Genomic DNA, 26,560 nt, shown 5'->3' on the forward strand with positions numbered 1-26,560 from the left:
ATTTGCAACCTCAAAAAAAATTAGATGGAAGCTATTAGAAACATTGCAATTATTGCCCACGTCGATCACGGAAAAACTACCTTGGTTGATAAAATTATGTATCACTGCCAATTATTTCGTGATAATGAAAATACAGGTGATTTAATTCTAGATAATAACGACTTGGAACGTGAAAGAGGTATTACTATTACTTCTAAAAATGTTTCTGTAGTATATAAAGGAACAAAAATAAATATTATTGACACTCCTGGTCACGCCGATTTTGGTGGAGAGGTTGAGCGTGTACTTAATATGGCTGATGGAGTTTGTCTACTAGTAGATGCTTTTGAAGGGCCAATGCCTCAAACTCGTTTTGTATTACAAAAAGCACTTGACTTAGGTTTGAAACCATGTGTTGTTATCAATAAAGTAGATAAAGAAAACTGTACTCCAGAAGAAGTACATGAAAAAGTTTTCGATTTAATGTTCGAATTAGGAGCAGAAGAGTGGCAATTGGATTTTCCAACAGTTTATGGTTCAGCTAAAAATAACTGGATGTCTGATCATTGGGAAAATGTAACTGATAATGTTGAAGCATTATTAGATATGGTTATTGAAAATGTTCCAGCTCCAAAAGTTTCTGAAGGAACCCCTCAAATGTTGATTACTTCTTTAGATTTCTCTGCATTTACAGGTCGTATCGCAATTGGTCGTCTTGAAAGAGGTATCTTGAATGAAGGAATGCCAATCTCTTTAGTTAAAAGAGACGGTACTGTTTCAAAATCACGTATAAAGGAATTACATACTTTTGAAGGTCTTGGTCGTAAAAAAGTACAACAAGTAATTGCAGGAGATATTTGTGCAATTGTAGGTGTTGAAGGTTTTGAAATTGGTGATACAATTGCTGATTTTGAAAATCCGGAGGCACTAGCTTCTATCGCTATTGATGAGCCTACTATGAGTATGTTGTTTACAATTAATGACTCTCCTTTCTTTGGTAAAGAAGGTAAATTTGTAACTTCTCGTCATATTAGAGATCGTTTGAATAAAGAATTAGAAAAGAACTTAGCAATGAAATTGGGTGAAACTGATTCAGCGGATAAGTTCATGGTTTTTGGTCGCGGAGTTCTTCACTTATCTGTTCTTATTGAAACTATGAGAAGAGAAGGTTATGAATTGCAAATCGGACAACCACAAGTTATCATCAAAGAAATTGATGGTAAAAAATGCGAACCAATTGAAGAATTAACAATCGATTTACCAGAAACACTTTCGGGAAGAGCCGTAGAGTTTGTTACTATGCGTAAAGGTGAAATGTTAAGTATGGAAACTAAAGGCGAGCGAATGATTGTAAAATTCAACATTCCATCACGTGGAATTATAGGATTGCGTAATCAATTGCTTACTGCTACTGCTGGTGAGGCTATTATGGCACACCGTTTTATAGGATATGAGCCTTTCAAAGGTGAAATTGCCGGTCGTAACAAAGGATCATTAATTTCTATGGAAAAAGGAAAAGCTATTCCTTATTCTATCGATAAATTACAAGATCGTGGTAAGTTTTTTGTTGAACCAAATGCTGAAATTTACGAAGGTCAAGTAATTGGAGAAAACTCTCGTGGTGATGATATGTGTGTAAACGTAACTAAAGAGAAAAAACAATCTAACGTACGTTCTTCTGGAAATGATGAAAAAGCAAGGATTATACCACCAATTATTTTTTCATTAGAAGAAGCTTTAGAATATATTCAAAAAGATGAATACGTTGAGGTAACTCCAAAATCGATTCGTTTGAGAAAGATTTATTTGACTGAAACTGACAGAAAAAGATTTAAATTCTAATCTGTATATTTATAACTTAAAAGCCATTCGAAAGAATGGCTTTTTTTATGTTTATAGTTTTTTTTGATCTAAATAATAAACTAAGGAAGTGAATAGATTAAATTAGATGTTTATCTCTTTAAACTAAAATGACCTTTGGCTTCTCTACCGTCTTCTAATTTTACAGTGTACCAATAGTCATCAGAAGGCAATTGAAAACCATTGAAAGTACCGTCCCAACCCTCTTGATTTGAAGGAATTAATTGTTTGAGTAATTTTCCAAATCGGTCATAGATGTATATTGTGGATTTAGAATTGAAAACAGCATTTACCCCTTTTGGACTCCAATAATCGTTGTATCCATCATTGTTTGGAGTAAAGAATTTTGGCACGCCAATTACGGCTATGGTTTTATGAACAACTGGACCACAACCATTTTTGTCGTTAATATACACTTCGTGAATACCGGCCGGAACATTGGTAAAGAAATTAGAATCTTGAAAATATCCAGAAGCTTCATCTAAACTATATTCGTAATCACCTAATCCAGAAACATTTGCTGTAACTGTGTTTATGTCGGTCATATCTACAATTTGAATATTATCAATATGTGCCACATCGGAAGCGGTAACTTTTATGGTTCGAATTCTACTGCATCCAGATAAAGTTGAAACTTCTACCGAATAATTTCCTTCTGCATTTACATCTAAAGTATAAGATGTTTTTCCTGATAAAACGGTTCCGTCTTTTGACCAAATATAAGTGTAATTAGTTGTTGGAGAACCATCTTGAATTCCCGCATCAAGTTTAACATAGAAAGTAGGGTCGTTTTGACAAACTAATTTATCTTCACTTCCATTTATGTTTAATTTTATTTTTGGCACTGGAAGCACTTTAAAAGGAATAATTACAGAAACTTTACAAGTTGTGTTTATTGGATTTTCTACAACAACTTTTACATTTTGCGTTGCTGTAACATATGGATTTGGCAACGGACTTGGCAATATATTTCCATTCTGATCGAAATATTTGACAGTCATTCCTGTTTGTCCATTCAAAATTGTGGTTTGAAATGTTGCAGAATCAAAAGCAAATTTTCCATCTTGTAATAAAGGATCTAACTCATCATCGCAAGTTGTTGTCAATGAAACAGGAACAGAAAATGCTTCGGGTAAGTTATCAACAATAAATTGAATTGTTGTTTGGTCCAAACATTTTAATGAAGTGTTGTTAGAAACAACCGCTTTTATGGTTTGCGAAGCCGTTAAAAATGAGGCAGGAAAAGGGCTTGGTAAAGGGTTGTTTGCTTGATCAAAATAAGTGACACTAATATTTGTTTGACCATTTAGCAAATTAGCTTCTAGTGCTGATGTATTAAAAGGAAATTTTCCGTCATGATCATCATCACATTGTCTTGATATAATTACAGGATTTGCAAAAGGTAATTTTTCAACAGTTAAAGTAACAAATGGACCTAAACCATAACATGTATTATCAGCATCACTATCTACTCTAACCCAAATGTTTTGAGAATTAGGATATCCAATATTTCTATAATTTGAAGTAGTAGTAATATCATTTAATTCTGCCAAAGCATCAGCTTGATTTCTATAATAACGAATACTATATACAGCGGCAGTTTTTGGCAAAAGGTTTTCAATAGTTGTTTTTGTGTAACTAAAGTCAAAAGTGGCTATTCCGTCCCGTTTATTATTGTTGCTATTGTTGTTTCCATTGCTGTCCAAGAAATCATCACAAACTGGAGGTACTATTATACTGTAAGTTGAAGGTATGTTGGTTGCAACAACATTCAATGTTAGTTTAGCAATACTAAAACATCCATTTGAATTCATAACTCTAGCCCAAACAGGCATAGTTCCTGGGGTTGTATTTACAAAATCCAATGGATTTGAAATTAAGGCAGATGGGTTTGCAGTAGTGGCTCCTGCCAAAGTGGTATAATAAGTAATAGTTTCATTAGCGATTTTACTTGAAATCATATTGTTATTTACAGTAAGATTAAAAGAGGTAATCGCATCTAAATCGTCGTCACATTGAGTAATTTTAATGTCGTTTACAATTGGTAAAACGTATATTTTTAATGTAGTATCCGATGAAAGTAATCCACATGAGTTACCAATTTTGTTTAATTGTACTCGGTATTTGTACCCATTCATTGCATTAGTAATACTCATTATCGTTAAGGTATTACTTGTAGTGCCCGAGTAAGTTGTGTTATCATTAATGTCAATCCAATTAATGCTATCTATCGAAAGTTGCCATTGATATGTATTTCCACCATTATCTTTTAATGTAATTGTAGCATTTTGTAATTCGCAAGTTTGCGCAACATTTGGTTGTGTAGTTATTACAATTGGAGCATAAGTAATGTAGTTTGAATTGGGTGTTGTATAGCCAATGGCGCTCGTTACTAACCCATTTGCATCTACCATTGGGGGAGCAATTCCTCCAAGAATTCCATCGCCATTTGCATCTAAAAAACCTGCCTCGATTACATCAGAACATAAATCATTGTCACTTTCTAAATCACGATAATTTCGTATTCCATCCGCATCTGTGTCAATTCCTGTTTCTACAGCATCTAGAATACCATCATTATCACTATCTAAATCAAGGTAATCAGGAATACCATCATTATCCGTATCAATTGGTGTAAGTCCTGGTTCGAATGCGTTGTCTAATCCGTTTTTGTTACTATCTACATTAGTTAATACAACTGAATTGTTAACTTGAGCTTCAATACCATCTGGAATTCCATCATTATCGGTATCTTGATCCAGTTGATCGGATATACCATCGTTATCGGAATCTTTTGGTACACAAGTTGCAAAAAGTGCAAGGCTAGTTTTATTAGGAAGCGTATCTGATAAATTAGAATGGGTGAAGCTGATGGAATTTGTTAGATAAGATAAAAATTTGAAAGTTCCTGTTCCAGCAGACAAAGGAGTTGTGCTATTGAGTATAAAACGTATTTCAAAAGAGGAATATTCCGTTACGCCAGTTTCGTATATTCCATCATAATTAGTGTCTATTAATAATTGATTAGTAGGGTTAAGAACTGTAATTGTTTTGTTAATATCCGTTCTAATGATATATTGTGCATTAGGATTTAATAAATCGGAGGTTGTAGAAGTAGTGCTATAATCAATTCCTAAGCTTATAGGTTGATTGAAAATCATTTTATAGGTTATACTATTTCCTTTGCCAGCAGGGATTTCAGAGACAAAAGTTCCATCAGACTTACCTGTGAAAGTTCCTGTTGGTAATCCAGTTCCTGAAGTTGAAATTGTTCCTAAGAATGAATTTGTATAATTTCCAACAGCAATTGTTCCCAAAGAAGTATTAGAAATATCGATATTTTGATTTCCGTAAGATTCCGTACAATTCGTAATACCATCATTGTCGTTATCAATATCAATGTTGTCATTGGCTTTGTCATTATCTATATTAGTAGGACATTCGCTGATAGGTATTTTATCAGAAAAAACAAAACCATTACTTGGACATCCAGATATATTGCCTCGAACTTGATAATAACCCGGAGATGTTGGTGTGTATTGGTTACTAATGGCTCCTGGAATTTCAACATCATTTTTATACCATTTAAAGGTGTCGTAGGAAGATAAGGAATTAATTTTCAATACTACATTTGGAATACATGCAGAATTAACAACAGAAATTTTATCAGATACAATTTCAGGTTTAATATCAAAACCTGAATAATATCCACCATAAGTTGCAGCACCATTTGTTCCAAAATAAGAAACATAAACTTGTTTGGTAGATTTTACGGCTATATTACCACTTAGATTATTGATTGTATATCTCACAAAACCTGGATTACCACTAATAGCAATAGCGGGAGCTGTTGTGTTTACTCCATTAATTTTAACTAATGCCCCAGTTTCTGTCACAATATTTAAACCTCCATTGAAAGTATTGTTTCCAATAGATTCTATTAATGGAATATTGTCTACTGAATTTGGCGTAGCGCAATTTAACGGTGGTACAAAAAACAAGTTCTGATTTGCGGGAGGATTATTAGAATTGCCATTTGGAAGAATAGCCGGAGCTAAACCACCAATACTTTGATAAGCAAATACATTTTCAGAAGTATTTACATATAAATTACCATTGATATATTTACTTCCATCAATTATAGCATAATCGCCTGCATTTAAAAGGCTAGCGTAGGGTGTCGAAACCCCATTTATATAAATAATAGTATTTGGAGTGTTTGCGATCAATAACACTTTTTCCAAATCATCTGTTCCAATGCCTTTAACAAAAATATATTCTTTTCCAATTTTTTCGGACGAAACTATTTGGTCAAATCCTATATCTCTTCCATTTGTACTAGTGCTATTGCTGCCGCCAATTGAACCCGCATTAACTACTACTGGCTTGTCTGATTCAACCAAAGCTCCGATCATTTTGGAACTGTTAGATGGAGTATTGTTACCTGAATAATTTTCTAAACCCATTACATAGCTTTCATTCTTATTTAAAGTTACTGTAATTGGAGCGGTGTAAATTGTACCGTCAGTAAAAATTGTTCCAATAGGAATGTTGGATAGGGTTACTTTTGTATTATTTTCTGTGGATAAAATTGAGGCGAAATTCAATAAATTATTATCTACATTTGGATTCAACATAGCTCCTAAACGAAAAGATTTTCCAAGTGCACTATTGCCTTTGGAAACGAGACCTCCAGCATGATTATAACCTCCATTATTATTTGCTCCAGAATTTATCCTCACACTTACATAAACTAAATCTTCTGCTTCGATAATAAACCCTTTGTTTTGGATAATTCCAATAGTTGTTTTAGGTGTAAATAATTGCGAAGTGTTGCCTTGACCAATACGATGGATATAAGGAACAGAGTTGCTCACAACCCCAGATATAATAGCTCCGCCAATTTCAATAATTTTAAAATTAACATCATTGGTGTTGGGTGTAGAAATATATAAATATTGGTCTTCAGCCAAATTATTTTGTGTGGTTAAAGGAGGAATATAATGTGTTTTACTAAACTGAGCAGAACAACTTAAAGCGATAAAAAGAAAGAGAATTATGTTTTTCATTAGTGACTTGTAAAAACTAATATATACTATGACAGCTTAAACAAAAATAGGTTTAAAATTTAGAATTAAATAATTTACTGAACACCTATGAATCATTCAACTTGAAAACAAAGTTACCAATTTGAAGTTACTTCAGCGCCAAAGTAGTCATTATCTTTTTAAAGAAAAATGACCTTTTATTGTTTTACCATTATCCAATTTTATTGTGAACCAATAATCGTCTGAGGGTAATTCTTTTCCATTGTAGATGCCGTTCCAACTTGGGTAAATTGAATTAAGTTCTTTAAGTATTTTGCCAAAACGGTCATAAATAATTATTGTTGATTTAGGGAATAAATCAAGATTTTTAATTTTCCATTCATCATTGAAATTATCGCCATTGGGTGTGAAAAAACGTGGATAATCCAAAACATAAACAGAATATGGAGTAGATATGCCACAACCATTTTTATCTCGTGCAGTAGCATAATAAAGACCTGGAGCAATACCTGAAAACAATGGGGAATCTTGATAATTCAAGCTGTCTAATGAAAATTCATAATTACCAAAACCTGTGTATTGTATAAAAACAGAATTGTTATTTCCAGTAAAATCGTTTATTGTCGCTCCTGTTATTGTTGCTATGCCTGAAATTGGAACAAAGAATTTTTTTGTTTTAGTGCAGCCATTTACACCTGTTACAATTACAGAATAATTCCCTGCAGTTGATGTGATTATTGAATTAGTAACAGCTCCGGTATTCCACAAATAACTTGAATAATTAGGTGCAACTGTCAATGTTGCAGAAAAACCATCACATATTGAAATAGTTTCATCTTGAAAATTAGGAGGATCAAAAGTGTTTACTTTAAGTGTAATTGAAGTAATTCCGAAACAGTTTGGGCCATTCGCGATTCTGACATAAATGTTTTGTTGATATGGAATAGTATTTTTAAAAATAGTTGGTAATGAATTATTTTGAAACAAAGCGTCATTTTCAGTCAAATAATAGTTTACAATCAATCCGTTTGGCAATCCTGACAATAATTGAGGTGTAACTTGCTTATTCAAGTCAAATTGATACAATCCATCTTGAATTGTGTCGCCATCGCATGTTGTAATTGGATTTTGAATAGGGATATAATTGCTTACATTTATTAATTTAAGTTGAGCGTAATTGACGCATTTATAGGTGTTTGTCACTCTAGCAAATAGAATTGGATTTGGAGTTTTGTTTATATATGCCCTAGGATTTACTATAGAGTTTGTATTTGCTTGGGCATCTGAAAGCGATTCATAATACACTACTTGACTTAAGCTAGTGTTGTTATTCCTAATGATATTATCGACTGTTGTTAAATCAAATTGAGATATGCCGTCTCCATCTGGATCGCATTGGGAAAGCGAAGTATTAGACAAAAGAATTTCAGGAGTGAATTCTAGTTTTATTTTACCTGTAGCGCTGCAAGTTGAGGGAGTATAAACTACTTCAACTGTATAAGTCCCCGAATCAGTTGCTGAATATGTGGAATTTGATTCGTTCGGGATAGGAATATTAGAACCATCTTTGAACCATTTGTAACTATAACTTGCTGGTAATTTAGTATCTAAGAGAATGCTTTCGCCGTAACAAATAGGATTATTTGTTGTTAATCGATCGGGACCCAAATCAATTTTTGGAATAAAAGTTCCTGCTTTAATAAATACTGCTGAATCAAAATATTGATTTTTATCATCAGCAATTACTAGTTTAATATGATACGTTTTACCAGCGATTACGGTAGTTTGAGCATTCATAACTACTGATTGACCGGAGTAATTTATTGGACTAGTTATAGTGTTGTTTCCGTTATAATAATTTGTATTTATTGCTGGGCAAGTACCAAGAGGAGTTGTAGGGTGAAGGTTCATTGTTGTAACTGCTGTTGTTGTGCCTGGAATTTGGGCGATATTTTGATAATTGGTAGTACTTCCTTTTTCCTTAATTAAAAAAACAAACCCATCAGAATATAGACATGGACTTTCATCGTGATACTCATTTGATGCAAAAATATAATCAAAACTCAAAAAAGTGGTTAAAGGTGTAAAGTCGAATTCTAATACAGTGGCATTTACGGAGCTAATTCCAAGAGCTTGGTTAATATCCGAATCCCCAGTCCAAGTAGAATCATTTCCGTCTCCTCGGAAAAACACAAAAGGACCAACTGAATTTTTAGCCCCCCAAGTGCTTAGCACGACTCCTTCTTTAAAGGGAAAACTACCTCCATTATTGTTAAAATAACCATAACTATTTTGACCAACAGGAAATTTATCTCCAGTAGCTGAAAAATTTGACACACTGACACAGGAGCTATTAATTAATATATTTTCTATCAGATTTTTTGAAGTATAAGAATCATCAACAACAATGTTCTGAGCAGTTACACAAAACATTTTGAAAAAAAACAATGTAAAAAGAATAAAATTGAGTATCCATTTCATAACATCGCAAATATACTATAAATCAATATTTTTTGTAGCGATTACATAGTAGATATTGCCCTTTTTCGTCTGATAAATTGTTGCTTTTTATAAAATCACTACAATAATAGTAGCGCGAACTTTGTTCTAATAAATGATAATACTGTAATTTTGTAACAAATGCTATTACTATGAATGAACCATTAATGGTTTTTAAAAAACCAAGTTATCCATTAACCACGCAGTTTTTAGAATATTTAGAACGATTTGATCGTGTTTCAAAAGTTTCAATTTATTATGATGATTTATTGCGTTTTATAGGTTCAATAAATGTATTTGACAAAAATGATAAAGACACATTGTGGATACGGGTTTATTATAATGAACAAGAAAGAAGTGAAATTGATTTAAATTTAAAAAAAATATATTCTTATTTGCATTCCGATGGAAATTTAGATATTATTAAATATTTGAATGTAGATGCTATCGACTATTGTACTTTTGGTAATTCGAAACCTTTTCGGGTAAAAGTAAGAAATATATTGAATGATAATTACACCTACTTTTATATTAAAAAAGCAGATGCTTCCCGTGTTTATGGATTGGAATTAGAACATATGTTATCTTCAGATAAAATAAATTTTTTAGTGTTTGAAGATACTTTGATTGAAGAGCATATTACAGGTATTCCAGGAGATGTGTTTATGGATACACTTTTAGTGGATTGTTCTGAAACTGAAAAAGCGCAAATTGCGAAGGAATTCGTAAAGTTTAATGAGCGATGTATGATAAGGCTTTTGGGAGATATGAGGGCATACAATTACGTTATTGTACCCATTCACGATTTTGACCAAGTAGTTTTCAAAATTCGTCCAATAGATTTTGACCAACAATGTTATGAGGGTAATTTAAAAGTGTATCGTCCACAGTTTTTTAAAGAAAACATGCCTATGGTCAAACTAGCTAAAGAAAAGCTTGCGAACAGTTCGACTGAACAATATAAAAATGAAGAACGAGCTGCTTTAGCTAAAAGGATTTATTCGACTGAAACCCGTATCAAAAAATTATTGCAGATTATGGGTAACGATACAATTGCACCCGAAGAAAATGTAAATAAACTAAAGTTGGAATTGTATCGATTAACCCATGACATCAATTTTAAAAGAGCAAAATCTATGGGAAATGTGCTCAATTCAGCTTTTGATTTCATTACAAGGAATTATAAAAATATAAACTTCCCGCATTAAAATTACTATTCCTTTATTAAATATTTAACTTAATAATTCAATAGCTGTTGGTTTAGAAAACATTTTTTGGATTAGATTTTGTTTTAAAAACATGATTCCTTTAATAAAAATGAATGTTAACATAGATTTGGGATTTTGAGGTTATTTTTTTATTATAAATATTTAATTGTCTTTTATGTTGAAACTTGCTAAAAATAATATGATTTATAAAAAAAAGATATTAAATAAACCTAATTGTTTTTTTTAATGCTTTTTTTCTTTAAATTTGGTTCCTTTCACTTTTTAAATATACAACTTTTTCTGTTTAAAAGCACTAAAAAGTCGTTAAAAAGCATGAAATAGTTGTATTTCAATCGAAAATACTTACAGCTTCGTGATTTTTTTTAGATTTAAAAAGTATTATTTTTGATAATTTGAAATGAAAAACAAAAAAATCCCCAATTAGAATTGGAGATTTTAGTTTATTAAAACACGGATTACATATTTATTTAATTTTTCACCTCTTTATTAAAATAAACTAAGTAATAATACATTTGTTTTTCTTCATCCCAACCTTTTTCAACAAACTTCTCGGCACTTTCAGGATTAATGAAATCCATTTTTATCTGAATATTGGTATCTAAACTGATAATGTTTTTAATTGACTTTCTAGCATCACTAACTGCTGCATTAGCAATAGGAAACGATGTGATGTCCTCGATGCTGTATTTTTCTCCTTTGTCTACTTTGTAATTTTTAAATTCTGGCAGTAAATCTGGATTGTCTAAAACTTCGTTAAGGAAATTGGTTTCTTCAAATTGATCGTTTTTGGCAAAATAATTCACACTGCGATTCATAAACATCACTTCCTCTTTTTTGTCTTCGGCAGGGAATACAACATCCTTAGCAAATCCTTGACAAAATTTAAGGTATTTTTTTGTGATAAAATTTTCATCCTCAAATGCATCAACAGATAGGAAGTGTTCCAACCAATAACGTGCATCATAGCGGTTACTGTCAACAGTCAGGATTTTATAGCCTTCTTCTTTTTTATAATTGAATATCAAACAGCCTTTATCTAATTTGTTCAGGTTGATACCATGTTGCAAAATCATTTCGATATTAGTTTCTTTTTCTTCAAACTGTAAGAAGTCCGCTTGTAATTCACTTTTAAAAATTCCAATGGCATCAACAACATTATTGTCGATATTCACATTGGTTAGATGGACTACATATACTTCGCCATTTTTGATGTGTGGGTGATTGGATTGTTCGAATAAATGGGTGGTAATCTTTTTCGAAACTTCGTGAATAGTACTTGGATTTTCAAAAATTTCGCTAGTCAATTTAAACATATCGTTGTAGTCTAAATCTACCTCATGTGCAAATTGAAAATAATTTTCTTCTTTTTCTCTAAAAGGTTTAAAGAAGTATTCCTTAATTAATGGAGCAATTTCATCGTTTAAATTAATCGGTTGCTCCGATAAAAAAATCGCCTCGTTACGGCTTTTATTTCCAACTCTGTGGATGGAAAGCGTTTCGATGTGTGTGTTGAATAAGTTGATCATTTTTATTTTTGAGTTGCTGAGGTTTTGAGTATAGAGGTTCTAAGGTTTTAGTTTCGTTCTTTAACTTTGTTTATAAAAGAAACTAACATTCTCTCTATTTCTCTACTATCCTCATATAAAGTGTTAAATTCTTCTTCGTTAAAATAATTTATGTTTTTTGCTATTTCTAATTGTGTTTGCATTTCAAAAAGGGAACCAATAGAAATGTTTAAAAATCTTAAATACTCTTTGTTGCTATCTCTCCCAAAACCCTCTGCAATATTGCTCGGAATAGAAACTGCACATCGTCTTATTTGAGAAGTTAATCCAAAAATTTCTTCTTTAGGAAATTGTTTAGTTGAATTATAAGTATTGGTTGTCAATGTCATTGATTTTTGCCATATCAAAAGTTTTCTAAAATCGCCCATATTTTATTTTTTTCTAAAAATTTAAGCAAATATATAAAACCTTTTGACCTTAGAAACTCAATAACTTAAAACCTAAAAAAGATTAATTCCAGTTTTCTTCAAACCCGAAGTCTTCAAAACTATCATCACCACTGAACATGTCAAGGTCATCATCGTCTAAATCATCTTCAAATTCATTGTAATCTTCCTGATCATCATCGGCAATAAAATGTTTTTCCATTGCTTCGGCAGGCATTTCACCTACTGAGAAAATAGTTTCAGGATACGTATTTCCAGCGGTAATTTCTTCAATTGAGGCAAGTTCTACTAGAAATGTCCACATATTAATGAAGTCATACACATAAATTATTTTTGTGTTGTCCTTGTCTAAAATATCCGAAAGCAAATAATCGCTCATCGTTTTTTGTTCTCCAGGAACATCACCAGCATCAAACATTGGGATTTCATCTGCTTGATTCCAAGTGTCATCGCAGGTATAAAAAGAGGCCACTTCCATACCATCAAACCCAAAAGAGTTGAAAATAGCATTGTGTAAATCCTCTAATGTATCTTCGGCAAGTATTGCAATATCTCTAAATATATCTTCTTCGGCATCGAGAATTACTCTAAATTTATAAACCATAATCTTTGTTTTAATGAGAGGGCAAAGGTAAAATATAAATTTAGATATTAGATTTTAGATTTCGGATTTGTTGATAAGATTTTTACATACGGATAATCTATAGGTTTGCTGTTTTGAGAATTTGGAGCACAACAATTGGTGATTTCAAAAACTAATCCTCCTGCTGTACGCTGTATCCACGCCAAAAAGCGTGGGATGCCGCTTCCATCAGGGCTACGAATCTCGAATTATTTTCATAAGGATAAATAGAAATAATTCCAATTCATCCTTAAAAATGAACTCTTAAAGTGTGAAATTGCCCGACTTCGTAGCCACAATTGTACACCGTTATCACTTTAACTTTTTTTAGATTGGTGTATTACTTGGGATCTTGATAGTAGCCAAACTTCTAACCCCGATTTTTAGGACTTTTCACTTGTTTACCTCATAGTAATCGGGTTTATGCACGTCATCGTTTGAAACTAAGTGGTGCTTTTTTTAATTTTATGAATGAACTTCTTTCTAATAAGATGAAGTTGTTTATGGCTTGGATAACTTCTATTGGAAGTCAAGTTATTGAAAATTAAGGCAGTGACTAATAAAATTAATATCCCAATTAATACAGGAGAAATGACATATAAATAACCCAGATCTTTTATTTTATCCGAACCAATAATAGCAATAAGGGCAGTAGCGCCTCCTGGTGGATGTAAGGTTTTGGTAATTTGCATAAAAACGATAGAAAGAGAAACGGCAAGTGGAGCGGTAATCCAAATAATATCAGGAACAAATTTGTGGACGGTAACCCCTATAAAAGCAGAAATTAAATGACCTCCAACTAGGTTTCGAGGTTGCGAAAACGGGCTTTGAATAATACCATAAACCAATACGCTCGATGCACCAAAAGAACCAATAAGATATACGGCATCATTTCCTGAAAAATGGATGGATTGTATGTAGGCTAAAATTCCAATACCTACAAATGAACCTATAAATGCCCAAAAATGTTCTTTCCAGTCAATTAAGGTTTCTTTGTAAAGAATGTATTTGGTTTTGCGGTAATTCTGTTTAAATTTTTTTAATGGCATAAGTTGTTACTTGGCAATACTTGGAGAAAAGCTATATACAGTAAAAGGATAAACCGTTTTAGCGATGTATTTTGAAATTAAGGAAACTACTAATATAGGAATGAATAAAGTATAATTGTTAGTTGCCCCACAAACCAAAAAAATGGCGGTGAAAGGAGCGTGAATACTGGCACTCAAAACAGCTGCCATGCCAATAATCATAAAATTTATAGGAATAACATCGGCATTAAAGAAACGATTCAAAACAGAAGCGACTAATAAACCTAAAAAAGCACCGATAAAAAGACTTGGAGCAAAAACACCTCCATCACCACCTGAAGCTAATGTTACAGAGGTTACAATTGGTTTTAAAAGTAAAATTCCAATAAAAGTAAATGCTAATGTAAAAGACAATGGAGCTTCATTCGAGTCGATAAAAATCATTTTAATAGCGTGATAGCCTTCACCGTAAAGTTGCGGAAGAAGGAGTAGGGAGCCACTTAAAATTGCTGAACCAAGGATGACTTTATGATAGGAAATTTTTATTTTCGAAAATTGTGATTTAATCAGCAAAACGCAGCGTGTTAGATAAACTGAATTTAATCCTGCTAAAATTCCTAATAGAATAAAATAGGGAATGGCTGAATAGTGCCAAGTGGTTGTATTTACTGTGAATAATGGCTTTTCATCTAATAGAAATAAAAGTCCAAAAGCTATAGCTACAGCAATTAGATTGCTAATTAAGAATGCCCGAGTTACTTTTTTTGAAATGACTTCAAATGCAAAGAGGATTCCAGCTATTGGACTGCCAAATAAGGCTGTAATTCCTGCAGCAACTCCCGCACAAATCAATTCGGTTTTGTATTGTCCAAAAACATTCTCTTTTGTTTGAGCGACAGAACCAATGGTGGCTGTAGCGACAACTGTGGCTACTTCAATACCTGTAGATCCTCCAAATATCACAGTTAGGAAACCATTGATGAAATGAGAAGGAATTTTATAACTAGGCAGGTTCTTTGATTTGACATTGATGCTTTCAAAGATTTCTTTGATGCCTTTGTTTTCCTTTTTTTTAAATAAATATTCTCTTAGAAAAAAAATAACGGAAAATCCGAAAACTGGAAAAAAAACATAAAATAATGAATTTACATTGGCTTGATTGAAAAAAATGTCCTCGTAATATTCGGTTATTCTTTTTAGAACAACTCCTAAAAAAGCAGATAAAAAGCCGATTAAAATGGAAACAACAACTAGTTTTTGAAATTTAATTAAAACATAATTTTTTCTAATTCTTGAGGTATCACTCATAAAAAATGAATTTTTTGGTTTGCAAATTTAAACTATGAAAAAGCAATAATTCCTTTTTAAAAGTTAAAAAAATTTTAAAACTCAAATAACCTTTTCTGGTGCTTGATTGCATCGAGTACCTACTTACTTTTGAAAACGATACAAAGCGTTTGCAACGCGGCTCAATTTAAATTACCACAAAGATTAGACATTTACATTACAAAATATAGTATTCTGTTTTTCATAATTACTATAGCTACTATTTACATAATCGCTTTCATGAAACAAAATTCCAGCTTCAACAGGATAGTAATGTATATAATTAACTCGTTGTTCTACTTTTTATAAAGTATCTAATAAACAGGATGAAAAACATCTTGCCACCCGAGCCTGAAAGTGCGAATTGGCGAAGCATAATTTAAAATTTTTAGCTCTTCCTGATATTTGAACTTCAAAACTAAATTTCCGTAAAAGCCATTCTCGTCTACTTTCAGGATGTTCTTGAATAGCTTCTATAAATTTCTTAGAAGTATATTTCTTAAAATCCCGAATTACATTTTTGTAATTCAACATCAAATGCAGTTGCTATTAAATGAATATGACTAGTCATGTATGCATATGCATGAACACTCAAGCCTTTTTCCTTAATGCAGTAATTTAAGGAATCGTTAATGATAGTACAATAAATAGGGCGTACGAATAAATCTACCCAGTCAACAACAGTTATAGTAATAAAAGTAGGTAATGTGCTATCTAAAAATTTGTATTTCTCAGACATTGTTTTACTTTCAAATATATTAATTATAAGAAAACTATATACAAAATAAAGTAGTTTGAGTAGTACTTCTGTTTTTGTTAGCCGCTTTGCAAACGCTACCATTTGTCTTTTAATTTAATTAGCTACTCGATGCAATCGAGCGACAGAGAAAATGGAAAAACGACCGCCAGTGGGTTGTTTTTCCGATTTGATTCAATTTTCTGTTTAGTCAATTGTCGAAATATAAATGTCTACTTCTGCATTACTCCAATCTTGACTTCTTTCATCATATACTTCAAAATCAAATCCAAACTTTCGTTCTGTGTCAGAATTCCATATTTCTTTCCAAGCATCCGTTACACAGCCTGTCATAACACCTTTTGCAGTAAACTTGCTGTATTCTTGAGCTGGTACCGTTAGTTCTTCAAGTTCTTTAGGCGTTTCTGAGTTCTTTTTTACTTTACATCCGATAAAATATGAAAAAGGGGTTGTTTCGTCTTTTTCATAGTCAAAGTAGACAGCATATACTTCATTAGATAATTTTTCCGGAATAACATCGAAAATTTTATCTGTTTCAAATTTTTGCCATAATTCGCCACAATCTTTACTTGATTGCTTGTTTTGGTTCGTTGTTTTGCGGCAGAGCTTTATTCCAACTAACTTAAAATGCTCTCTTTTTTCTGTCATATTTAGTGTTTTATTTTGATTATTCGTGTTGTTTTACAAACGACAAGTTGAACTAACCCGATCGCTCCGATATAAATATATCATCTAACGGATAGCGCAGAATTGCATTCTGTGCCTCTTCCGATTGTCAACTATAAAAATATAATACAAAATCTAGACCTGCATCATTTCTTTCGGAACTTATTTAATAAATTTAAGGATAAAATAAATTGCTCAACTTTATTGGCACGGAATGTAATTCCGCCTATCCGTTTACGAGAAATTTACTGCATATCTGCGCGATCTGAGTTCTAATTTTATTTTAACCAATTATATTTTGTATTATTCATTTTTTAAATTTTTTAATTTGGTTTATTCTAATTTTATTGAGCGTTGTTTTTTTATATTTCAATTCTGTCAAGTTCAAATTTAAAAGGGATTTTTATTAATTGATAAATTTTAATATTTCTCCTTCTTGCTTCAATTATAATTTCGGCTTTATGATTTATGTCAATGTTCACTCCTAAATTAATTTCCTCAATACAACTTTCTTCGAATACTTTTATTCTCATTTCGTTATTCGGTTTGTCAGTAAACATTAAGTTTGTAAAACGATATTCTTCTTCATAAGACCAATCAACAGATTTATAATGCGTTTGATAAAATGAAGTAATCATAATTTCTTCATTTTCTAATGGATTAATTACGGGAAAATTTTCTGAATAAGTTACTGGTCCACCTTTGCCGAATAATCTAGATTCCCTCATTTTTTCTTCATTAAATCCAATACAAAATCCTTTATGATAATCACCATAATGTGACCACATTAGAATTGAATTCCATTTTGCACTCATACACAAAACACCGTAATGATTGTCTATCATTGGAAATTCAATTTCTTCCTTTTCTTTTTGAAATTTCTGAATATTTTCAAGCGATTTTGTATATTCAAGTTTTTCATTTTCTATGTTAAAACCATTTGCTATGAAGAAACTATTTTGTCTTTCAAATACATCGTTTACATATTTTTCAATTTTTTCAGGCGAATCAATCAATAAAAAGTTTTTGGGAATTTTACAGTCAAAAGGATCATTAAATTCAATTGGCGAAGAAAGATAAACTTGATTCTTCAAAAGAATATTTTTATGATACTCATTTGCCCAACTTCTATATTTGTAAATTATTTTCGGATAATTTTCAGCATAATTTTTCGCCATAATTTAAAATATTTTTCTTTCTGTTTTCTGTCGCTCGAAAATATCGCACAATAAGTGGGCGCATTGCGCAGGCGTGTGAGCTTGCGCAAAACGTCGAGTTGGGCGAAACCCATATTTGGGAGATTGGCGAAGGTTTGTTTCACATTACTTCTTTTCTCAAATATAAATATTAATTCCGAAAAACCCGATCGCTCTGATATATACATATATCGTCTAGCGGATAGCGCAGAATTCTATTCTGTGCCCATTCCGATTGGCAATTAAAAAAATATAATGCAAAATCTAGACCTGCATCATTTCTTTCGGAACTTATTTAATAAATTTAAGGATAAAATAAATTGCTCAACTTTGTTGGCACGGAATGCAATTCCGCGCTATCCGTTTATGAGAATTTTACTGCATATCCGCGCGATCTGGTTTAACTAAAATTTGATGCGAAACCGCATTCATTTAAACTACAGCTAGTTCAATTAAGCAGTTGGTGATGCGGCTTTATTCAAGTGGACTAGGATTACAATGATATATTTTCCCTGTGTGAGTATCAATAACCATCCAATCTTCGCCTTTAGATATATATCTACCATTTTGAGAATATTGATAGAATACTAAAAGAAAGCCAAGTAAAATAAGCAATATTGAGATTTTAAAATAATCAAGGTTTAGTTTTTTCATAAAAATATGTGGTTAATCATTCCGCCACTTTAAAGGAATGAAAGCTAAAATAAAAAAAATGCAAAAATTTAAAAATGTAACAATTATTGAAATCAAAGAAAATTTTTTAGTGTTAGAGAATGATAATCAAATTCAATTACATTATGTTTCTAATGACGATAAGAGTACAAGTTTGGTCATTCTTGTTGAAACTATTTATTTAGCTTTAACTGAATATTTAGCCATACATTCTTTAAAAGCTTCCAAAACTTCTGCTTTTATTTCAAATGTCACTTCTTTAATGTAAGAATATTTGAAATTATGAATATCATAAATTAACATGATGTTTTTAACAAAGTCAATTTCATTTTCTTCGCAATACTCCTTATGTTTTTCTCCAATTTCTTTTATTTTGTCTGAAAAACAATTTACAGTGTCCGAAACTTGTTTGTTGTGTAACTGTTCTTTTAAATCCATAATTTTTATTTTTAAATGTTCAAATTTTAATCGATTTCTGTTTCGGTTCTTCAAGCTGACCGCCAACTTGGATATTGGTCTCACTATATCAGACTTATCACCCCAATTTTGGTAAATAGGTCTGATAAAGTTAAGACTTAATACTTTTCTAAAATATAAATATTAATTCCGAAAAATCGGATTAAATATTTTGTACTTCCTTGTTTTTCAAAGATAATATCTTTTGTTTGATAATTATTACGGGAAACCGTAAATGGAGTTATTTAATACAAAATACCTAGCCCCGGTAGCAGTGAAAACCGATGCAGGTCGAGAACCACTTTTTCTGGTGGTGGCAGAGCGACCAACGGAAGCTCCTGCCAGCGCCTAGAAAAAGGGTTGGAGACCAAAGAGGTTGCAACGGATGACGGGAACAGCTAATAATAAAAAAGTTATTATTAGCTGTTCCCGTCGTGTTTTATAGTATTCTAAATTTAATCTAGCAATTCAGGAGTATTGAGGATCAATTCGATCTTTTTTATAATGACTGTAATTTGATTCATTTGGGATTCTATGTTTCTAAAAAAGAGGCTGATGTCTCTATTGACCCAACTTTCGGAAATGACTCTTGCTCCCAAACTAAGTCGTAGCACTGCACTCTGAAAATCAGTGCCATATTTTACATTAACGGCTTGACCTATATGGCATTTTTGGGCTGCAAGTCGAATAATTTCTAAAGAAGCATCTTCAAAATTATTGGATAAATCAGAGTTCAATAAGGTGTACAGTTTTTTGACCTGAGTATCTGATAATACTTCTTCGTTTTTAAGGATAAAGAAAGGGAATATGGTGCGAATGTTTCTAATACCAAATTCTTTGCTGTTAAAGGATTTCGTTTTTGTTTCGTCACCAAAAATAGGTTCTAAAAAAGGCGCTTCTTTAATGGAATCTTCGATGAAATTGCAAAACATTTCGATTCCCATATTCCGATATAAAATTGGGGTTTTGTAATAGCGATCCATTTCGACTATGGCAGCATTCCAGCGCATATTAGAACCATAATTGAATCCATCCGATAAATCTTTGGCACAAGTCCAAGATGTAGGCCAATCCGAATGATTGTAATAGTTGGTCAAACCTTCTGGTATCTTTTTTGTTATAGTATTAATGGTTTTATTTACACTTTTAGGCAGGATTAATGCCCCAGAATAAGGAGGACCTGTGAAATATTTACTTCCAGTAATGGTAACAATATAGCCTTTGTTTAGATAATTTTGAATGTCTTTGGGGTCCAATCGAAGTTGCGAAGCATCAACAATTATTTGTATGGATAAATTCCTAAGTTTTTTCAAACTTTGTATCAACTTTTCACTAGGGGATTGGTAGCCTAATTTTGATTGATCCATGACATGCAATACGATGTGTCTTCCTAATTCATTGGTTGTAGAAATGGCATTAAATACTTCGGTGTCTAATTGTAAGGTTGATTTTAATTCCCCGATTTCATCTCTTAAAGGTATTTTTATCAAATCGACTTCTCTAAAACCTTCAATTCTTTCTCCTTTTGTTACGGGGAAATTCAGAGCAGTATTGTTTTCAAAATGACATCCTTTTAATGCCGAAGGCACGCCGCTACCCGTTTCGTCCGAAGCTACGAGTACATGCGTAATTTCTTTTTCGGTAACAATTTGAGTTATGGCTGCAATTTGAAGAGCAGAATCAGTTCCTGATGGGGAAAAAATGATTTCACATTCATCATTTATTTTAAATATTTTTTTAAGGTTGCTTTTTAGTAATTCTGAAAAATCAATCGTTGTTTTTTTGTACCCATTTTTTAAGCTATTTTGAATTAAGATACTTCTAACTTTGTCCGTTTTATCAAAAGAAAAATTGGAGATACTTGTAGCAGTCGATGAGGCAAAAGTATGTGCATCAGGTCTTGGGAATGGTCGGCAACCATATTTATTCAACAATTCTATTTCGTCAATATTCAGTCTAAAGTCGCCTCCCGACATTAATAAATATTCTGTAGGTTTTGCTAGATTTTCAAGAATGGGTTCCCAAGATTCTTTAAATAATTGAGTTGAATTATTCATAACATGGATCGAATCTAGTTCTTCATGTTTTAATAACGTCTCCATATCTAAAGCTTGCTCATTTTTAATCATATCAATTAAAAAGTGATCCAGTTTTTTTAGTTTTTCTTTGTCCTCTTTTGGCAATAGGTCATAAAATATTTTAGTGACTTTTAGGGCAGCTATATCGCATAAAAGGGTATCCGATTTGTCTTTTCCCAATGCTTTATACCAAAGTTGCCATTCGATTCCATATCTCAAATAAAGTAAGGCTAAAACTGGTTTTTCTAAAAATGACGTACCAATTATAATGGATTTATTGGGGAATATCTTAAATACATTCGGCTGACTACTTGAAGTAATAATGTTAATGTTATTCATCTTAGGAACAGTATTAAATCGCTTTAAAACTCTTACCAAATAATTTACATTTTCTTTTTCAAATAAACTTGTTCTTTTATATTGATCTTCAATTAGTATGTTATTTGTCATAGGTATTATAATTAAAACTTAAAAAAACGCTCTAAATTTGTCTGCTTTTTACAGCTACTATTTAGTAAACGATTGGTTGGTGCTTGCTATTTTGTTTATTAGGAAACTTTTTTATCAATTGTTGGCCTTGCTTTGTTTCTTTAATGATTCAACATATCAATTATTTCTTTTATTTTTTTCTCTGGATTTTTTAAAACAATCATTTGAATTCTCAGACAATCGAGTAAGGATTTAATTTTCATCCCAAACTCACCTGAAATGATTTTATTGATATTCCGTGAGGCAAAAAATTGAACAGTTGCAGGTCCTGCACCTTGATCTGCATCTATATTTGGGTTAGGAATAAATTCCATGGCTTTGTTTTGGATATCGTATATAAAAAAGTAAGCACATTGACCAAATCTTGGGTCAATTGTAGATTCTAAGGAGTTTCCTGTTGAAGTTATGGCAACTTTCATATTGTTTTTATTTTTCTATACATAAGTCTTTCTTTATCAAGAGCCTATTTGGTTATTCATATTTTTTGTTCCAATTCTTGATTTGAAAACGGATATTATTTGTGCTTTGTATCCGTATTACTTTCAACAGTATTTTCATAATCGAACTTATCAACACGTTCACTATTGCAAAGCGGACAATTTTCGACTGGTTTTTCTTTCTCAGGATTATTAAAATAACATACGCACTTTTCACAATGATACCACTCGCTGTCAAAATATACTTTTCCACCCTCTATCGAAATTTGCTTGCCTTCAACAAAAGCTTTTGCTGTTTTATGAAGTGCAGAAGCATATATCCTTGTAAAGGTAGGTCTGGAAACTCCCATCATAACCGAAGCTTGATGATGATTCAGCATATCATAGTCGCTTAGTCGTATGGCTTCATATTCCTCATATAATAAGTTGACTATTTCGGAATTTTTTTTTCCTGATTCTTGTCCATAAGGTTTAAATCCTTTAATTACAGGAGGATTTGAAACTTTTCTTAATACTTTTATTCTAGGAGACATAGTAAAAATAATCTAAAATTCGCTGCAAATATAATGAACCATAGTTCGTTATGAAAACTTAGTTTACTATTTGTGTCAATTTAACTTACGAAGGAGAGAATTAATGAATTATATAGTATGAATCATTGTAGTCCGTTTAATTTTTAAAAAACAACTAATTGTCCTAACATATATAGTTCCTACGGAACATTTAAACTAGGTTAGCTTGATTTTAATTCTACCAATATTTTGTTCCTAATGGAGCATACTTAGTTGAGGTTAAATGTTGGTAGAAATGAAGTTAAGAATCAAATTTTTGTCCCTTAGGGACTATAGTTTGATTTTATCGGACATTAATGATTATGAATTATAATTTTAGGGTGTCCTGATTTATTCATTCAACTTCCTAATCACTTTTGCAGGATTGCCCACCGCCAGAGTATTATCAGGAATGTCTTTGGTCACCACTGAACCTGCTCCAATTACAACGCCATTGCCTACGGTTATTCCAGGAAGAATAATTGTATTTCCGCCAATCCAACAATCGTTTCCAATGGTTATGGGCAATGCGCTTTCAAGCGTTTTTCTGAGTTCAGCTTCAAGAGGATGTGTGGCGGTGTATAATTGAACATTTGGCGCAAAAAATACGTTAGAACCTATAGTAACAGGAGCACAATCTAAAACAACACAGTTTACATTGAAATATACATTTTCACCACAGCTTATATTATACCCGTAATCACAAAAAAATGGCGGCTCGATATATAAATTGTTTCCAGCATTTGGGATTAATTCGGCAATTATTTCTCGTGCTTTTTTAGTAATTCGGTATTCGGTTACATTCAAACGATGCAATAAATTTTTAGAACGCCTTCTGTCTTTTACCAAAACTGGATCTCCAGCTAAATAATACTCGCCTGTAATCATTTTTTCTTTCTCTGTTTTCATAAAAGGAAATTGTTTCCCGTAAATATAGATTAAAACCACCTGTTTTACAATTCATCCTATTAATTCTACAGTTCAGTTCTTTTGAATTTTATAATTCTATTGTTGGGAATATATTTGAAGTATCAAAACACCAATTATGAAAACCATAGTCAGCTTCCTGATGTTACTAATTTCAATTTTTACATTTGCCCAAACCACTATTTCTGGGAAAATTGTGGATGCAAAAAACAAACCCATTGCCAATGCTAACGTTTTTATTGATGGAACTTATGATGGATCGAACTCTAATGAAATGGGAGAATTTTATTTTGAAACCACAACAACTGCGAATCAAACTTTGACGGTGAGTGCATTGACTTATGAATCAATAAAAATCGCCATAATAATAGAGAAATACCAAAAACAATCCATTGTTTTAAAATCGAATGCCACCGAATTAAACGAAGTTTTAATAACTGCTGGAACAATAGAATCAGGTGGGAAATCGAGAGTTTCCGTTTTGAAACCCTTAGATATTTTGACCACTGCAGGGAATCCGGGCGATATCGTTTCGGCATTTAAAACTTTGCCAGGAACACAAATTGTTGGCGAAAGCGGAAAACTATTTGTGCGCGGTGGCGAAGCAAATGAAACACAAACCTTTATTGATGGTGTTCGAGTAGCTCAACCGTATCTTCAAACAACAAATAATGTACCTACAAGAAGTACCTTTTCGCCACTACTTTTCAAAGGAACTACTTTTTCAACAGGTGGTTATTCTGCCGAATATGGCGAAGCACTATCGAGTGTTTTGATTATGAATACCATTGATGAACCCGATTTAGAAAAAACAGATATTGGCCTAATGTCAGTTGGTGCAAGTATTGGAAATACCAAAAAATGGAAGGCTAATTCATTGAGCTTAAACACGAGTTATATTAATTTGAAACCCTATCAATCCTTATTGCCGGATAATATAAAATGGATTAAGCCGTATCAATCCATTGGTGGTGAAAGTGTTTTTAGACATCGTTTTGATCGGGGAATGTTGAAATTTTATACCTCCTATACCGCTTCCAATTTAGATGTAAAACAAGATAATATCAACTATCCAGACCAATTGCATTTAGCAAACAAAAACAATAATTTGTATTCGAATGTTTCGTACAAAGGTGGTTTTGGCAATAATTGGAACTTGTTTGCAGGGTTGAGTTATGGCAATAGTTTGAATACAGGATTATTCGATATCTATAATTTTAGTAGTACGGAAAATGCGAGTAATATAAAGTTGAAGTTGTCTAAACCTATTTCCGTAAAAGTAAAAACTAATTTTGGTGTCGATTATTTGTATTCTAATTTTTCTGAAACGGTAAATAATTATAACAGCGGATTCAATTCTAATATCCTAGCCGCTTTCTCTGAAACCGATTTTTTATTTTCGAAAAATTTAATTGCCAAAGCAGGTTTCCGCTTTTCTAAAAACTATTTATTAAAAGAGAATTCCATTGCTCCAAGGCTAGCATTAGCCTATAAAATAGCTAAAAACCAACAGTTTTCATTGGCCTATGGAACATTCGGACAAGCACCTAAACAAGATTATCTTAAATATGCAAAAAATCTTCAATTCGAGAAAGCCCAACATTATATTTTGAGTTATGAGTACAATAACGACAAACAAATTTTTAAGGCAGAGGCGTATTATAAAAGCTATGATAATTTAGTAAAATATGATACGCAAACGCCACTTTACAACAGCAATTATACTAATAATGGATCGGGATATGCGAAAGGCGTAGAGCTTTTTTGGCGCGACAATAAGAACATTAGGAATTTAGAATATTGGGTTTCCTATTCCTATATCAACACCCAACGCGATTATGCCAATTTCCCCAAAACAGCTACACCAAGTTTTGTAGCCGATCACACCTTGTCAATAGTTTCAAAATATTGGATTCCAAAATGGCGCTCACAAATAGGAGGAACCTACACTTTTAGTTCCGGAAGACCTTTTAATAATCCAAATGAAACTGCATTTATGAATGGAAAAACACAAACATATAACAACTTGAGTGTGAATTGGGCTTATTTGATATCCCCACAAAAAATACTTTTTTTCTCGGTGACCAATATTGCAGGAATCAAAAATGTGTATGGGTATAATTATTCGAACACCAAAGACAGTAACGGAATATTCCAAAGCCAGGCAATTGTTCCTACTGCCGATCGATTCTTTTTTGTAGGTTTCTTTTGGACCTTAAGCAAGGATAAAAAAACAAATCAGTTAGAGAATATGTAGTTGCTTTACAATTCATCCTCAAAAATCTACAATTGAGTAAGTTTAAATTTTTAATCATGCAATACCAATATAAATTTACATCATAATAAAAAACAACAATTTAAAAATAGATATCATGAAAAAAATAATTTTAGTTTTTACCATTTTAATAAGCGGCATTGTAAGTGCTCAAAAAGTGAATCTAACTGTTGAACTATCGGGTTTTAAAAATAACGATGGAAAAGCGCATGTGGGATTGTACAATGCCGAAGGAAAGTTTCTAAAAGAAGCTTATCAAGGGGAAATCTCAGCACTTAAAGGATTGAAAGCCGCAGCAGTATTCAATAATTTAGCTGTTGGCGAATATGCTGTTTCTGTTTTTCATGATGAGAACAATAGCGGAATTCTAGAACGAGGAACATTTGGTATCCCAAAAGAAGATGTAGCCTGCTCTAATAATGCAAAAGCGTTTATGGGGCCACCAAAATATAGCGATGCAAAATTCATGCTATCAAAGGATAAAACAATTTCAATAACTTTAAATAATTAAAAA

19 protein-coding genes are annotated in these 26,560 nt (G+C 32.1%); 4 read left to right on the forward strand and 15 right to left on the reverse strand.

Annotation, left to right across the window (positions count from 1 at the left end; all coding sequences use genetic code 11):
* Positions 1 to 24: 24 nt before the first annotated feature.
* Complete coding sequence (gene typA / locus E0F76_RS05605) at positions 25 to 1,821, forward strand: translational GTPase TypA (protein ID WP_132002547.1); 1,797 nt, start codon at positions 25 to 27, stop codon at positions 1,819 to 1,821.
* A gap of 110 nt (positions 1,822 to 1,931) precedes the next feature.
* On the opposite strand, the gene E0F76_RS05610 is transcribed toward typA, so the two are convergent.
* Both E0F76_RS05610 and E0F76_RS05615 read right to left on the reverse strand, forming a co-directional pair.
* Positions 1,932 to 6,908, reverse strand: coding sequence for a T9SS type B sorting domain-containing protein (locus E0F76_RS05610; RefSeq protein WP_132002550.1), 4,977 nt, complete (start codon positions 6,906 to 6,908; stop codon positions 1,932 to 1,934).
* A gap of 150 nt (positions 6,909 to 7,058) precedes the next feature.
* Entirely contained in the window at positions 7,059 to 9,320 is a 2,262-nt protein-coding gene (locus E0F76_RS05615) for a T9SS type B sorting domain-containing protein (RefSeq protein WP_132002553.1), read from the reverse strand.
* Between the two features lie 218 nt (positions 9,321 to 9,538).
* On the opposite strand from E0F76_RS05615, the gene E0F76_RS05620 reads away from it, so the two are divergent.
* A complete protein-coding gene (locus E0F76_RS05620) occupies positions 9,539 to 10,594 on the forward strand; it encodes a hypothetical protein (protein ID WP_132002556.1) in 1,056 nt (351 codons plus the stop codon).
* A gap of 488 nt (positions 10,595 to 11,082) precedes the next feature.
* Here E0F76_RS05620 and E0F76_RS05625 read toward each other — a convergent pair whose 3' ends face one another.
* The 13 genes from E0F76_RS05625 to E0F76_RS05685 form a co-directional block, all read right to left on the reverse strand.
* Positions 11,083 to 12,141, reverse strand: coding sequence for a nucleoid-associated protein (locus E0F76_RS05625; protein WP_132002559.1), 1,059 nt, complete (start codon positions 12,139 to 12,141; stop codon positions 11,083 to 11,085).
* Between the two features lie 47 nt (positions 12,142 to 12,188).
* A complete protein-coding gene (locus E0F76_RS05630) occupies positions 12,189 to 12,548 on the reverse strand; it encodes a four helix bundle protein (RefSeq protein WP_132002562.1) in 360 nt (119 codons plus the stop codon).
* An 82-nt stretch (positions 12,549 to 12,630) separates the two neighbouring features.
* Entirely contained in the window at positions 12,631 to 13,170 is a 540-nt protein-coding gene (locus E0F76_RS05635) for an IS1096 element passenger TnpR family protein (RefSeq protein WP_132002565.1), read from the reverse strand.
* A 461-nt stretch (positions 13,171 to 13,631) separates the two neighbouring features.
* Positions 13,632 to 14,237: an HPP family protein gene (locus E0F76_RS05640; protein WP_132002568.1), complete on the reverse strand. Its 606-nt coding sequence runs from the start codon at positions 14,235 to 14,237 to the stop codon at positions 13,632 to 13,634.
* Between the two features lie 6 nt (positions 14,238 to 14,243).
* Complete coding sequence (locus E0F76_RS05645; RefSeq protein ID WP_132002571.1) at positions 14,244 to 15,524, reverse strand: chloride channel protein; 1,281 nt, start codon at positions 15,522 to 15,524, stop codon at positions 14,244 to 14,246.
* A 961-nt stretch (positions 15,525 to 16,485) separates the two neighbouring features.
* On the reverse strand, positions 16,486 to 16,947 hold the full coding sequence (locus tag E0F76_RS05655; RefSeq protein ID WP_132002574.1) for a GyrI-like domain-containing protein: 462 nt from the start codon (positions 16,945 to 16,947) through the stop codon (positions 16,486 to 16,488).
* 380 nt (positions 16,948 to 17,327) lie between these two features.
* On the reverse strand, positions 17,328 to 18,143 hold the full coding sequence (locus E0F76_RS05660) for a DUF2971 domain-containing protein (RefSeq protein WP_132002577.1): 816 nt from the start codon (positions 18,141 to 18,143) through the stop codon (positions 17,328 to 17,330).
* A gap of 492 nt (positions 18,144 to 18,635) precedes the next feature.
* Positions 18,636 to 18,815, reverse strand: a complete 180-nt coding sequence (locus E0F76_RS19255) for a hypothetical protein (RefSeq protein ID WP_165932643.1) — start codon at positions 18,813 to 18,815, stop codon at positions 18,636 to 18,638.
* Positions 18,816 to 19,010: 195 nt separating this feature from the next.
* Positions 19,011 to 19,271: a hypothetical protein gene (locus E0F76_RS05665; RefSeq protein ID WP_132002580.1), complete on the reverse strand. Its 261-nt coding sequence runs from the start codon at positions 19,269 to 19,271 to the stop codon at positions 19,011 to 19,013.
* Positions 19,272 to 19,744: 473 nt separating this feature from the next.
* Positions 19,745 to 21,817, reverse strand: a complete 2,073-nt coding sequence (locus tag E0F76_RS05670) for a hypothetical protein (RefSeq protein WP_132002583.1) — start codon at positions 21,815 to 21,817, stop codon at positions 19,745 to 19,747.
* A gap of 140 nt (positions 21,818 to 21,957) precedes the next feature.
* The gene (locus E0F76_RS05675; RefSeq protein WP_132002586.1) at positions 21,958 to 22,275 is read right to left on the reverse strand and encodes a NifB/NifX family molybdenum-iron cluster-binding protein; all 318 of its coding nucleotides are present in this window, start codon (positions 22,273 to 22,275) and stop codon (positions 21,958 to 21,960) included.
* A gap of 95 nt (positions 22,276 to 22,370) precedes the next feature.
* Positions 22,371 to 22,826, reverse strand: coding sequence for a DUF134 domain-containing protein (locus E0F76_RS05680; protein WP_132002589.1), 456 nt, complete (start codon positions 22,824 to 22,826; stop codon positions 22,371 to 22,373).
* A 369-nt stretch (positions 22,827 to 23,195) separates the two neighbouring features.
* Positions 23,196 to 23,753, reverse strand: coding sequence for a sugar O-acetyltransferase (locus E0F76_RS05685; protein ID WP_132002592.1), 558 nt, complete (start codon positions 23,751 to 23,753; stop codon positions 23,196 to 23,198).
* 136 nt (positions 23,754 to 23,889) lie between these two features.
* Between E0F76_RS05685 and E0F76_RS05690 the strand changes: the two genes are divergently transcribed.
* Complete coding sequence (locus tag E0F76_RS05690; protein ID WP_132002595.1) at positions 23,890 to 26,028, forward strand: TonB-dependent receptor; 2,139 nt, start codon at positions 23,890 to 23,892, stop codon at positions 26,026 to 26,028.
* Positions 26,029 to 26,143: 115 nt separating this feature from the next.
* Positions 26,144 to 26,557, forward strand: coding sequence for a DUF2141 domain-containing protein (locus E0F76_RS05695; protein ID WP_132002598.1), 414 nt, complete (start codon positions 26,144 to 26,146; stop codon positions 26,555 to 26,557).
* The last annotated feature ends 3 nt before the right edge of the window (positions 26,558 to 26,560 follow it).

The organism is Flavobacterium cellulosilyticum, from assembly GCF_004349355.1.
GTDB classification, from domain to species: Bacteria; Bacteroidota; Bacteroidia; order Flavobacteriales; family Flavobacteriaceae; genus Flavobacterium; species Flavobacterium cellulosilyticum.